We start from the raw sequence: 12,021 nt of genomic DNA on the forward strand, positions 1-12,021 counted from the left end.
GCGGCCTATTCGGCCGCTTGCGCCTGCGCGACGAAGGGCAGGCCGAGCCGGGTCCACACATCCACCAGCGCGCTCGCCAGATGCGCCACCAAGGCATCGTCATGGAACGGGCCAGGGGTGATGCGCAGCCGCTCCGTGCCGCGCGGCACGGTGGGGTAGTTGATCGGCTGGATATAGATGCCGTGGTCTTCCAGCAGCATGTCGCTGGCGGCCTTGCAGGCGGTGGCATCGCCCACCATCACCGGCACGATATGGGTTTCGGTCACGACCTGCGGCAGGCCAGCGCGGTCGAGCGCACGCTTGACCTTGGCGACCTGCGCCTGCTGGCGAGCGCGTTCAGTGCCGGAATTCTTGAGGTGACGCACCGAGGCCGCCGCCGCGGCGGCGACCGCCGGGGGCAGGGCGGTTGTGAAGATGAAGCCCGGCGCGTAGGAGCGCACGGCATCGACCACCGCGCCGCTCGCGGCGATATAGCCGCCGACCACGCCAAACGCCTTGCCCAGCGTGCCCTCGATCACATCGACGCGGTGCATCACCCCGTCGCGCTCGGCAAGGCCGGCGCCGCGCGGGCCATACATGCCGACGGCATGGACCTCGTCGAGATAAGTCATCGCGCCATAGCGCTCGGCGAGGTCGCAGATCGCGCCGATGGGGGCGACATCGCCATCCATCGAATAGACGCTCTCGAACACGATGAGCTTGGGCCGATCGCCGGCGGCGCGCAGCAGCTCTTCGAGATGGGCGAGGTCGTTATGGCGAAAAACCTGCTTGTCGCGGCCCGCCTGGCGCACGCCCTCGATCATCGAGTTATGGTTCAGCGCATCCGACAGGATGAGGCAGTCGGGGATCAGCTTGGCGAGGGTGGAAATGCCGGTCTGGTTCGACACATAGCCGGAGGTGAAGACCAGCGCGCCGTCCTTGCCGTGCAGGTCGGCAAGTTCGGATTCCAGCTCGACGATGGCGTGGCTGTTGCCGGAAATGTTGCGCGTGCCGCCCGCGCCCGCGCCGGCCTGCCGGGCGGTGGCGCACATGGCCTCGACCACGCTCTCATGGCAGCCCATGCCGAGATAGTCGTTCGAGCACCAGATGACGATGTCGCGGGCGCCTTCCGGCGTGTGCCACACCGCATGGGGGAAGCGGGCGGTGTCGCGCTCGATCTCGGCGAAGGTGCGGTAGCGCCGCTCGGTCTTGAGCGTCTCGACGGCGGTCTCGAACAAGCGGGCGTAGTCGGAAGGTGCGTAAACCATGGGCATCCACTCCGGCGCTCGCGCTCTGATCGCGAGCACCTGTCGAGGGCACCATGAACTTTGGAGGCGTTCCGATCAACCCGCGAAACCACGGACGCGGCGATCGGGCGCGCTTAACCGAAAGGCCGCCGCCTCACGTCTCCGCGAGCGCGCGCACCTGCGCCAGCGTCAGCGGCAGGGAAGTGCGGCCGTCGAAATAGACGAAACGCAAGGTTTTCCGGCGGGAGGTCATGGCCGCCGGCAGCGGGTCATAGCGGAAGGTTCCCCCGCCCAGATGCGGCATGACCGCGCCGACATCGGTGGTCTCGCTGGTCTCGACGCGCAGCAGGCTCACCCGCACGCCCTCCGTCGTCACCGCGTCGAACGGCACGCGGGCAAGGCGCAGGAAGCTCGTCGGATCGCTCGCGCTGGCGAAGCTTTCGACGAACGCTTTCTCCACCAGATCGAGATCGGGCTCGACATGGACATGGTCGTCCGCCTCGGGCGGCTCCGGCAGATGCGGCGTCTGCCACTGCGCCGTGCGGCGCGGGCCATGGCCGTGATTATGGCCGGCGCTGTGGGCATGGGCGTGCGACTCGGCGTGCGCGTGGGAGCGGCCTCCCGCGCCATGGTCGTGATGATGGTCGTGCCCGCGATGCATGGCGGTGCTCCTCAAGAGTGTCGTCATCCCGGATGCAGCGCCCATCGGGCGCGGAAATCCGGGATCGCGCGCCGAAAGCGGCGCCCTTTGTCCTGGCCGCGATCCCGGATCGGCCCGGTGGGCCGTCCGGGATGACGACAATGGCGCTCTAGAAACTCACCGGCTTGTCGATGATGTGCTTGTGGCTGCCGAGCTTGCCATGGGCGAGCATGGAGCCGAGCGCTTCCACCACCACGCGGGTGCCGAACAGGGCGGTGATGTCCGAGGTGTCGTAGGGCGGGGACACTTCCACCACTTCAAGGCCGCACAGCCCCTCGGCGGCGACCAGGCCAAGAATCTTCAGCGCCTCGCGCGGCAGGAAGCCGCCCGGCTCCGGCCAGCCGGTGCCCGGCACGAAGCCGCAGTCGATGCTGTCCACGTCGAAGGAGATATAGACCGCGTCGGCGTCCTTCCAAGCGAGTTCGAGGGCGATCTCGGCCGCCTTCTCAAGACCTATCTTCTCGATGTCGTCGATAGTCAGCACGTTGGTGCCGCGCTTGCGGGCCTCCTGCACGCCGTAGCGCGGAACCTGCCAGCCGCCAATGCCGAGCTGGACCAGGTTCTTCGGCGAGACGTTGGGCAGGTTCGTCGCCCAGTACCAGGGCGTGGTGTGCATGCGCTCATCGAGATCCTTTTCCTGGATGTCGATGTGGCGGTCGAAATGGATGATGCCGATGCGCTTGGAGGTGCATTCGGCGATGCCGCGCACGCAGGGGAAGCCGATCGAATGGTCGCCGCCGAGCATGATCGGCAGCGCGCCCGACGAGAAGACGTGGCTGACGCCCTTGGAGATCTGGTCGAAGCTCTTTTCCAGATTCGCCGGAATGGTGAACACGTCGCCGACATCGCACAGCGTCATCTGCTCGCGCAGGTCGACGCCGAGTTCGTAATTATAGGGCGTGTAGAGCGCGGAGATGCGGCGGATGCCCTGCGGCCCGAAGCGCGTGCCCGGCCGGTAGGTGGTGCCTGAATCGAAGGGAATGCCCATGACGGCGGCGTCGTATTTGCCGACATCGCGGACATTCTCGACGTAAGGGGCCTTCATGAAGGTGTTGATGCCGGCGAAATGCGGCAGCTCGCCGCGCGCGAAGGTCGGGATCGACTTGTCGTTGATCGATTCCGCGCCGGGCAGGCCCATGTCGAGGGCCCATTGCTGCTCGCGGCGCCAGCCATCCTCGGAGAGCTTCTCCTCGGATTCCAGCGCCTTCCAGCCCTGCGTTCCCTTGATCTCGAAATTGGGGTGGTGGCGGCGGGCGCGGTCCGGCGTGCCGGCAAGGCCGGCGATGCGGTGGGCGCGGGTGGGATGGGCGCGGCTGGAATGGGAACGCATCCGGCGTCTCTCCTTGCGATCAGTCCTTCGGCACGACCGCACCCTGTGGCGGCGCGGTCCATTCTGCGAGGAAGTCTCGGAGGAGGCCTGAACTGCGAAAGGCCTCCGCCGCGATCCCGTCGCGCGAGCCTCCCGGGCTTTTGTCCCGCCGTGGACCCGGCGCATGTGGTGGGACGCATCCCGCCGCCGGGCTGTCCCTCTCGGACCAGCCGCGCCAAAGATGCATGATCTTGCGGCGCCGGAACCCTAGGGACATTTTTCAGGATAGAGGGGCTCCCGGCGGACCGGAAGCCCGGATTCTGGTCAGCGACCGCTGAAAGTTTCGGCGCTCAGATCACGCCGGTCAGCAGGCCGACGCCAATCAGCGCGACGCCCGCGCCGAGCGCCTGGGTGAGGCGCGGCGCGCGGGCCGAGCCGATCAGCGTGCCGAGGCCGATGCCGGCCATGTGCAGGAGAGCCGTGGCCAGCATGAAGCCGGCGGCATAGGCGAGGCTAGATGCATCCGCCGGCATTTCCGCGCCATGGGCGTGGCCGTGGAAGATGGCGAACACGCCGACCACCGCCATGGCGGCGCCGAGCGGCCAGTTCTTCCAGCCGAGCGCTACCGCCCCGCCGAGCACGACGATGGAGAGGGTGATGCCGAGCTCGACGAAGGGCACGTCGATGCCCGCCATGCCGAGGAAGCCGCCCAGCGCCATCAGCGCGACGAAGGTGGCCGGTACCGCCCAGATCGCGCGCCCGCCGAGCTGCGCGGCGAAGATGCCGACGGCGACCATGGCGAGCACATGGTCGAGCCCGCCGACCGGGTGCATGAAGCCGTGCACCAGCCCGTCGGCCTCGCCATGGCCGGTGTGGGCGAAGGCGAGCGAGGGGACGAGGGCGAGCGCGCCGGCAAACGTGGCGCGGACCAGAGCGAGCCGGGAGAATTTCGGGGCGAGGTTGGACATGACGTTCCCTGTTGCAAGGGCAGGCCGCCTTCGGGTCATCCCGGTGCGTACGTCTGCAAAGGCCGAATGAACACGCGGCAGGTTACGCGGTCGCGGCGCGCGTTCAACCCGCCGCGACCTGTCCTGCCGCCTTGTCCCATACAAGCTTCGTGCCGTGTGGGTGGTCCGGGCTACCTACTTCGTGCCGAAGATGCGGTCGCCGGCATCGCCGATGCCCGGCACGATATAGCCGTGGTCGTTGAGGTGGCTGTCCACGGCGGCGGTGTAGACGGTAACGTCCGGGTGCGCGTCGTGCAGCGTCTTCAGGCCCTCGGGCGCGGCGATCAGGCAGACGAACTTGATCGACTGGCAGCCCGCCGCCTTCACCTCGGATACCGCCGCCGCCGCCGAATTGCCGGTCGCCAGCATCGGGTCGAGCACGATGGCGGTGCGCTCGGAAATGTCGCGCGGGAGCTTGAGATAATACTCGACCGCCGCCAGCGAGACCGGGTCGCGGTAGAGCCCGACATGGCCGACGCGCGCCGCCGGCAGGATTTCCAGCATCCCTTCGAGAATGCCGCCGCCGGCGCGCAGCACCGAGACGAGGCAGAGCTTCTTGCCCGCCACCACCGGCGCCATCATCGTTTCCAGCGGGGTCTCGATCTCCACCAGCTCCAGCGGCATGTCGCGCGTCACCTCATAGGCGAGCAGCATGCTGATCTCCCGCAGCAGCAGGCGGAACTCGTTCGCCGGCGTGCGCGAGCGGCGCATCAGGGTGAGCTTGTGCTGGATGAGCGGGTGATCGACCACCACGGTGGTCGGCGGCAGCTCGCGGGTGGCGGAGGAGGGCGTAACCGGTGTGGGCGCGTTCATGGGCGGCGAACTCGTGTGCAAGGGGCGTGGCGGGTTCGGCGGACGCCGACAGGCCAGCCGCCAGCTTCCCACAGCGTAGCGGAAAGCGCGACGGTCGATACAAGAATCGGACCAGTTCGTCTGAAATTTTTTGCGCCGACCCCCATCACCCCCTTGCGGAGCGGCGCGAATGGCGCTCACATTCAGTGCTTCCCGAGAGCCGGCGCCCGGCCGGACGAGAAGCGAGCTGCCCATGTCCGTCAATGCCAATGCAGGCGGTCGTCCCCGCAACCACATCGTTCTCACCTCGCATGGCGCGCCCACCGGCGTTGCCGCCGGCGGCCCCGTCCTGAACTGGGGCGCCCCGACGCCGGCCGAGCGCGGTCCCGTCGTCGCCACCCTCACCGATCCCAAGCACCGCAACGCCATCGGCGCCCATGCCGGCGGCTATTCGGTGTACCGTGCGCTGGCCATTGCGGCGGGCGCGCTGCCGGCGGATTTCCGCGCCGACCTGACAAACACCGCGCCGTCCGACGCCATCGGCCCGCACCCGCAATGGGGCGATGCCGGCAAGATCGTCTCGCTCGATCCGTGGGGGCACCTCACCGGCGAAGTCTTTGGCGCCGAGCTGACGGCGGGCATGGATGTGCGCCCGAGCATCGCCATCACCCGCGCGCATATCGACATGCCGGAAATCCGCGACGCGCTGCGCGCCGGCCGTCTGCAGGTCGATGGCGACATTATCGGGCCGAAGGGCGATGTGCGCGTCACCAAGGCGGCGATCGAGCCGGTCTGGTATCTGCCGGGCATCGCCGAGCGTTTCGGCGTCGCGGAGGGCGCGCTGCGCCGCGCTTTGTTCGAGCACACGGGCGGCATGTTCCCGGAACTGGTCACGCGCGGCGACCTCAAGGTGTTCCTGCCGCCTATCGGCGGCATGACGCTCTATATGTTCGGCGAGCCCTCGCGCATCGGCGACGGCGTCACTCCGCTCGCCTGCCGCGTGCATGACGAGTGCAACGGCTCGGACGTGTTCTCCTCCGACATCTGCACCTGCCGGCCCTATCTCGCCCATGGCATCGAGATGTGCGTGGAGATGGCGCAGAAGGGCGGCGTCGGCCTCGTGGTCTATAACCGCAAGGAAGGCCGGGCGCTCGGCGAGGTGACGAAGTTCCTCGTCTACAATGCCCGCAAGCGGCAGGAGGGCGGCGACCTGCCCGACACCTATTTCAAGCGCACCGAATGCGTCGCCGGCGTGCAGGACATGCGCTTCCAGGAACTGATGCCGGACGTGTTCCACTGGCTCGGCATCACCCGCATCGACCGCTTCGCCTCGATGAGCGACATGAAGTTCAACGCCCTGCAGCGCGCGGGCATCGAGGTGATCGAGCGCGTGCCGATCCCCGCCGAGCTGATCCCGCCCGATGCCCGCGTCGAGATGGAGGCCAAGGTCTCCGCCGGCTATTACGGCGTCGGCTTCGAGAGCCAGTACGACGCCACGCAGGGCCGGGCGCTGGAGGAGTGAGGGGCTGGCTTCCCGCGGCTCGTCATCCCGGACATGGCGCAGCCATGAGCCGGGATCGCTCCCGAGCTTTCCTGCGATCCCGGATCGGGCCGCTGGCCCGTCCGGGATGACGGTTTCTTTCCCACCTGCGCGTCGCCGCTGATCGCGTGTTTCCCTCATCCCCAGGCTTGACCCGGGGATCCATGGCCGGGAGCGCCCGGTCGTTTCGTCCCCTGGATGGCCGGGTCCCGCTCGCCCATGAGGGATTGCCAGAAGAGACTGACAGCATGACCCCGCCCGAACTTCTCGCCCTGCGCTCCCCGGCCGCCGTGCGGGCGCGCTGCCATAGCGTGCTCGACCATGTGCTGGCCGGGCACTCGCCGCATTTCACCGTCGACGAGGGCGCGCTCGCGGAGGTCGCGGACTATGTGGCCGAGGTGACGCGCGCGGATTATCCGACGCTCGACATCCCCTATCACAGCCGCTGGCGGCATTTCGCGGCGGGCGGGGTCGACCGCTGGGCGGCGCTGGAGGCGGAGCTGGGCGCCATTGAGCCGGCCGAGCGCGCCCGCATCATGATCGACCTCGCCATGGTCAGCGTGCTGCTCGACGCCGGCGCCGGGGATGCCTGGCGCTACCGCGAGGCGGAGACCGGGCTCACCGTCACGCGCTCGGAAGGGCTGGCGGTGGCGAGCCTGCGCATGTTCGAGGCGGGCGGCTTTTCCTCCGATCCCGCGCAGAAGCTGCGGGTCGACGCGCCCGCTCTCATCGCGCTCGCTGCCGGCACGCTCGGCGTCTATTTCCAAGTGACGGCCGACAACCCGCTGGTGGGGCTGGAAGGGCGCGCCTTGCTGCTGAACCGGCTTGGCCGGGCGCTGGCGGCGCGGCCGGACCTGTTCCGCGACGGCGCGCTGCGGCCCGGCGGGCTTTATGACGCGCTGGCGCCCACCGCCAAGGTCGGCCGGCTGCCCGCCGCCGCCATCCTCGAAGCGCTGCTCGACGCCTTTTCGGTGATCTGGCCGGCCGGGCTTGAGGTGGACGGGCTGGCGCTCGGCGATGTCGGCCGGCACACGGCGATCACCGTGCCCGACCGTTCAGTCGGGCTGGTGCCGTTCCACAAGCTCTCGCAATGGCTGACCTATTCGCTCTTGGAGCCGTTCGAGGCGGCGGGCCTCGCCATCACCGATCTCGACGCGCTGACCGGCCTGCCGGAATACCGCAATGGCGGGCTGCTGGTCGATCTCGGCGCCATCGTGCCGCGCCATCCCGTCGACCCCGCGCAGAAGCACGCGGTCTCCTCCGAGATGATCGTGGAGTGGCGGGCGCTCACTGTGGCGCTGCTCGACCGGCTGGCTGACCCGGTGCGCGAGCGGCTGGGGCTGGAGGCGGCGGATTTCCCACTCGCCAAGATGCTGCAGGGCGGCACCTGGACAGCGGGGCGCCGCATCGCCGCGACGCGCCGCCCCCCGGCCGGCCCGCCGCCCATCGCGATTGATGCGGACGGGACGGTGTTCTAAATCCCGGTCTCGCGCTGATAAGCGAAGCGTCATCCCGGACGGCCAACGGCCGATCCGGGATCGCGCGCAAGGTGGTTGGCGATCCCGGCTCTGCGCTGCGCTTCGGCCGGGATGACGGCCTTGGTTCAACCGCCCCTCAGTCGATCTGCGCGCCCGACGCCTTCACGATCGGTGCCCATTTGGCGATTTCCTTCTTCACATGCTCGCCGAGCTGCTCGGGCGTGGAGCCAACCGGCTTGGCGCTGAAATCGGCGAGGCGCGCCTGCACCTTCGGGTCGGCCAGCGCCTTGTTGGCGGCGGCGTTCAGCGTGGCGATCACCTCCGGCGGCGTGCCGGCGGGGGCGAAGAGGGCGTTCCACGTATAGGTCTCATAGCCCGGCACCGCCTCGGCGATGGTCGGCACGTCCGGGAAGGACGAGGCCTTCTCCGTCGTCGTCACGCCCAGGGCGCGCAGCTTGCCGCTCTTGATGTGCGAGGAGGAGGAGGGGAGGTTGTCGAACATGATCGGCACCTGGCCGGAGAGCACGTCGACCAGCGCCGGGCCGGCGCCCTGATAGGGGATGTGCTGCATGTCGACGCCGGCCATGCTCTTGAACAGCTCGCCCGACAGGTGCAGCGGCGTGCCATTGCCCGAGGAGGCGTAGCTGTACTTGCCCGGCTCCTTCTTGAGCAGGACGATGAGTTCTTCCGTCGTCTTGGCCGGGAAGTTCGGATTCACCACCAGCACGTTCGGCACCACGGCGAGCAGCGAGATCGGGGCGAAGCTCGTTACCGGGTCATAGGGCATCTTCTTGTAGATGGCCGGGTTCAGCGCATGGGTGGCGACCGTGCCCATGAGGATGGTGTAGCCATCGGGCGCGGCCTTGGCGACCTGCGCGGCGCCGAGATTGCCGCCCGCACCGCCCTTGTTCTCGACGACCACGGTTTGGCCGAGCTCGGCGCTCATGCGCTCGGCGATGAGGCGGCCGACAAGGTCGGTCGAGCCGCCCGCGGCGAAGGGCACGACGAGCGTGACGGGCCGGGTGGGGAAGGTCTGCGCGGTCGCGGGGCCGAGCGCGAGGAGGCCGGCAAGAGCGGTGGCCGCGGCGGCGGCGAGGGTGCGGATCATGGGCGTGTCTCCCTTCATGACGAGGATTGTCGGCGGCGAGCCGGGCGCGCATCTTGATGTGGCGTTGACGTAAGGGTGCGCCATTTGCCCCGCTCGCTCAATGCCGGGGCCGTCCGACAAAAGGCTAGGGCGGATTGGATACGATTCAATGCCGACTTGTATCCCGTTTAGGCACTGGCAGAATGCTCTGCCCAATTGCTGGGCGACGCGGGCGGTGCCTTTCCGTTTGAAGATGGCTCGCGCCGCGACTTCCCGTGCCCGCGCCCGCCGGGCGTGCGTTGGCACACGGCTTGCGAGACGGGTGGCCTCATGATCGCGGAGGGCGTGTCGAGGGCATGACCAAGGGCGCCGATATCGAACTCATCAGCGTTACCAAGCGCTATGGTGCCGCGCTCGCGGTCGACCGCGTGTCGCTGAAAATCCCCGCCGGCACTTATTGCTGCCTGCTCGGCCCCTCCGGCTGCGGCAAGACCACGACGCTGCGCATGGTCGCCGGCCATGAGAGCATCAGCGAGGGCGATGTCCGGCTCGGCGAGACGGTCGTCACCGACCTGCCGCCGGCCAAGCGCGGCACGGCGATGATGTTCCAGAGCTACGCGCTCTTCCCCCATCTCGACATCGTCGACAACGTCGCCTTCTCGCTGAAGATGAAGGGCGTCAACAAGGCTGTCCGCCGCGCCAAGGCGATGGAGATGCTCAAGCTGGTGCAGATGGACCATCTGGCCGAGCGGCGCCCGGCGCAGCTCTCCGGCGGCCAGCAGCAGCGCGTCGCGCTCGCCCGCGCGCTCATTACCGACCCGCAGGCGCTGCTGCTCGACGAGCCGCTCTCCGCGCTCGATCCCTTCCTGAAGATCAAGGTGCGGCAGGAGCTGAAGAAGCTCCAGCTCCAGCTCGGCATCTCCTTCATCCATGTCACCCACAGTCAGGAGGAGGCGATGGCGCTCTCCGATCTCGTGGTGGTGATGAATGGCGGGCGCATCGAGCAGGCGGCAACGCCGCGCGAAGTCTTCAACCGGCCGGCCACCGCCTTCGTCGCCCGCTTCATGGGCGACCATAATGTGCTCGCCGGCCGGGTGAGCCGCGTGGCCGAGGGCTCCGCGACCTTCGAGGTGCCCGGCGGGGCGTCCTTCACCGTGCCGGACACGGACGGGCTGGAGGCGGGCGCGCCGGTGGAGATCGCCGTGCGCACCGACCGCATCCGCCTCGGCGAGGGCGCTGCACCGGGCTGCGGCCTCACCGGCCTCGTGCAGAACATCGAATATCACGGGCAGAAGGTGCAGGTGGCGCTCGCCGCCCCCGGCGTCGACGAGTTCGCCGTTCAGGTACCCGAGACCGCCTTTTTCGCCGCGCCCCTGTCCATCGGGGATGCGGTGCCGCTCGCCTGGACCGCGCAGGACGTCCACCTGCTCAAGCCCTCGCCCTCCGCCTGACGCCTGAACCCTGCTTTCGCCTTCGCCTGACATCGGACCATTGACGGCGCACCCGCCGAACAACGCTCGGGAGACTTGAATGAGCAAGAAGACCACGGATCGTACCGGCGCGGGCAAGGGCCTCAGCCGCCGTCAGCTTCTCAAGGGCGCGGCGGCCGCCGCGGGCGGTGTCGCCCTCGGCAGCGGCGCCGTCACCGGCTTCCCCACCATCTGGGCGCAGAACCCGATCACGCTGCGCCAGTTCGGCACCGGCGTGTCGAACCTCAACGCTATCGCCGAGAAGTGCAAGGCAGACCTCGGCATCACCCTGCAGATGACCGCGCTCGATTCCGACGCCGTGTCGCAGCGCGTGGTGACGCAGGCCAACAGCTTCGACATCGCCGATATCGAGTACTGGATCTGCAAGAAGGTCTTCGCCGCCGGCACGCTGCAGCCGATGGATGTGAAGAAGATCAAGTATTACGACCAGATCGTGCCGATCTTCACCACCGGCAAGCTCACCCCGACCTCGAAGATCGCGCAGGGCACCGCGCCCAGCACCGTCGGCTTCGTCGAGGGCCCGGAGTCCAAGACCTTCGCCAAGGCGCCGACCGAGTGGATGACCCTCATCCCCACCATCTACAACGCCGACACGCTGGGCATCCGCCCCGATCTCGTCGGCCGGCCGATCAAGAACTGGAAGGACATTCTCGACCCCGCCTTCAAGGGCAAGACCTCGATCCTGAACATCCCGTCCATCGGCATCATGGACGCGGCGATGATCTGCGAGAGCGCCGGCATCATCAAGTATGGCGACAAGGGCAACATGACCAAGGCGGAGATCGACACCACGATCGATTTCCTCATCAAGACCAAGAAGGCCGGCCAGTTCCGCGCCTTCTGGAAGACCTTCGACGAGAGCGTGAACCTCATGGCCTCGGGCGAGGTGGTCATCCAGTCCATGTGGTCGCCGGCGGTGGCGGCGGTGCGCTCGAAGGGCATTCCCTGCGTCTACCAGCCGCTGGAAGAAGGCTACCGCGCCTGGGGCGGCGGCCTCGGCATCGCCAAGCACCTCAAGGGCGCGCAGCTCGACGCCGCCTATGAGTACATCAACTGGTATCTGTCCGGCTGGGTCGGCGCCTATCTCAACCGGCAGGGCTACTACTCCGCCGTGCTCTCCACCGCCGAGAAGAACATGACGCCGGACGAATGGGCGTTCTGGATGCTCGGCCAGCCGGCCAAGACCGACATCCTCTCGCCGGAAGGCAAGGTGATGTACACGGCCGGCGCGGTGCGCGACGGCGGCTCCTTCGAGCAGCGCATGGGCGCGGTCGCCTGCTGGAACTCGGTGATGGACGAAGATCGCTACATGGTCCGCCGCTGGAACGAGTTCATCGCGGCGTGAGGACCGGTACGCCGTCATGGCCGGGCTTGGCCCGGCCATCCACGCCT

10 protein-coding genes and 1 riboswitch are annotated in these 12,021 nt (G+C 68.3%); of the genes, 4 read left to right on the forward strand and 6 right to left on the reverse strand.

Features of this window, described 5'->3' with window-relative positions; all coding sequences use genetic code 11:
- Positions 1–5 precede the first annotated feature (5 nt).
- The 5 genes from hemA to upp form a co-directional block, all read right to left on the reverse strand.
- Positions 6–1,247, reverse strand: a complete 1,242-nt coding sequence (hemA, locus tag AncyloWKF20_RS20685) for a 5-aminolevulinate synthase (protein WP_279315821.1) — start codon at positions 1,245–1,247, stop codon at positions 6–8.
- 133 nt (positions 1,248–1,380) lie between these two features.
- Positions 1,381–1,887, reverse strand: a complete 507-nt coding sequence (locus tag AncyloWKF20_RS20690; RefSeq protein ID WP_279315822.1) for a hypothetical protein — start codon at positions 1,885–1,887, stop codon at positions 1,381–1,383.
- 148 nt (positions 1,888–2,035) lie between these two features.
- Positions 2,036–3,256, reverse strand: coding sequence for an agmatinase family protein (locus tag AncyloWKF20_RS20695; RefSeq protein ID WP_279315823.1), 1,221 nt, complete (start codon positions 3,254–3,256; stop codon positions 2,036–2,038).
- A 127-nt stretch (positions 3,257–3,383) separates the two neighbouring features.
- Positions 3,384–3,517: riboswitch (guanidine-I (ykkC/yxkD leader) on the reverse strand.
- 68 nt (positions 3,518–3,585) lie between these two features.
- Complete coding sequence (locus tag AncyloWKF20_RS20700) at positions 3,586–4,203, reverse strand: HupE/UreJ family protein (RefSeq protein WP_279315824.1); 618 nt, start codon at positions 4,201–4,203, stop codon at positions 3,586–3,588.
- 174 nt (positions 4,204–4,377) lie between these two features.
- Positions 4,378–5,055, reverse strand: a complete 678-nt coding sequence (upp, locus tag AncyloWKF20_RS20705) for a uracil phosphoribosyltransferase (RefSeq protein WP_279315825.1) — start codon at positions 5,053–5,055, stop codon at positions 4,378–4,380.
- A 232-nt stretch (positions 5,056–5,287) separates the two neighbouring features.
- Here upp and AncyloWKF20_RS20710 point away from each other — a divergent pair, with 232 nt between their 5' ends.
- Positions 5,288–6,556, forward strand: coding sequence for a GTP cyclohydrolase II (locus AncyloWKF20_RS20710; protein WP_279315826.1), 1,269 nt, complete (start codon positions 5,288–5,290; stop codon positions 6,554–6,556).
- 266 nt (positions 6,557–6,822) lie between these two features.
- Positions 6,823–8,052 carry a URC4/urg3 family protein gene (locus AncyloWKF20_RS20715; RefSeq protein ID WP_279315827.1) on the forward strand — a complete coding sequence of 410 codons (1,230 nt, stop codon included), beginning with the start codon at positions 6,823–6,825 and terminating at the stop codon, positions 8,050–8,052.
- A 136-nt stretch (positions 8,053–8,188) separates the two neighbouring features.
- Here the strand turns inward: AncyloWKF20_RS20715 and AncyloWKF20_RS20720 are convergent, their stop codons facing one another.
- A complete protein-coding gene (locus AncyloWKF20_RS20720) occupies positions 8,189–9,160 on the reverse strand; it encodes a tripartite tricarboxylate transporter substrate binding protein (protein WP_279315828.1) in 972 nt (323 codons plus the stop codon).
- A gap of 335 nt (positions 9,161–9,495) precedes the next feature.
- Here AncyloWKF20_RS20720 and AncyloWKF20_RS20725 point away from each other — a divergent pair, with 335 nt between their 5' ends.
- Together AncyloWKF20_RS20725 and AncyloWKF20_RS20730 are read left to right on the forward strand one after the other, a co-directional pair.
- Complete coding sequence (locus tag AncyloWKF20_RS20725; RefSeq protein WP_279315829.1) at positions 9,496–10,590, forward strand: ABC transporter ATP-binding protein; 1,095 nt, start codon at positions 9,496–9,498, stop codon at positions 10,588–10,590.
- 79 nt (positions 10,591–10,669) lie between these two features.
- Positions 10,670–11,974: a PotD/PotF family extracellular solute-binding protein gene (locus AncyloWKF20_RS20730; protein WP_279315830.1), complete on the forward strand. Its 1,305-nt coding sequence runs from the start codon at positions 10,670–10,672 to the stop codon at positions 11,972–11,974.
- The last annotated feature ends 47 nt before the right edge of the window (positions 11,975–12,021 follow it).

The sequence above is a fragment of the Ancylobacter sp. WKF20 genome, from assembly GCF_029760895.1.
In the GTDB taxonomy this organism is placed as follows: domain Bacteria; phylum Pseudomonadota; class Alphaproteobacteria; order Rhizobiales; family Xanthobacteraceae; genus Ancylobacter.

What these genes read in the sequence shown, in the direction of transcription:
- hemA (WP_279315821.1), bottom strand. Translation starts at nt 1,247, where the DNA reads ATGGTTTACGCACCTTCCGACTACGCCCGCTTGTTCGAGACCGCCGTC.
- AncyloWKF20_RS20690 (WP_279315822.1), bottom strand. Translation starts at nt 1,887, where the DNA reads ATGCATCGCGGGCACGACCATCATCACGACCATGGCGCGGGAGGCCGC.
- AncyloWKF20_RS20695 (WP_279315823.1), bottom strand. Translation starts at nt 3,256, where the DNA reads ATGCGTTCCCATTCCAGCCGCGCCCATCCCACCCGCGCCCACCGCATC.
- AncyloWKF20_RS20700 (WP_279315824.1), bottom strand. Translation starts at nt 4,203, where the DNA reads ATGTCCAACCTCGCCCCGAAATTCTCCCGGCTCGCTCTGGTCCGCGCC.
- upp (WP_279315825.1), bottom strand. Translation starts at nt 5,055, where the DNA reads ATGAACGCGCCCACACCGGTTACGCCCTCCTCCGCCACCCGCGAGCTG.
- AncyloWKF20_RS20710 (WP_279315826.1), top strand. Translation starts at nt 5,288, where the DNA reads ATGTCCGTCAATGCCAATGCAGGCGGTCGTCCCCGCAACCACATCGTT.
- AncyloWKF20_RS20715 (WP_279315827.1), top strand. Translation starts at nt 6,823, where the DNA reads ATGACCCCGCCCGAACTTCTCGCCCTGCGCTCCCCGGCCGCCGTGCGG.
- AncyloWKF20_RS20720 (WP_279315828.1), bottom strand. Translation starts at nt 9,160, where the DNA reads ATGATCCGCACCCTCGCCGCCGCCGCGGCCACCGCTCTTGCCGGCCTC.
- AncyloWKF20_RS20725 (WP_279315829.1), top strand. Translation starts at nt 9,496, where the DNA reads ATGACCAAGGGCGCCGATATCGAACTCATCAGCGTTACCAAGCGCTAT.
- AncyloWKF20_RS20730 (WP_279315830.1), top strand. Translation starts at nt 10,670, where the DNA reads ATGAGCAAGAAGACCACGGATCGTACCGGCGCGGGCAAGGGCCTCAGC.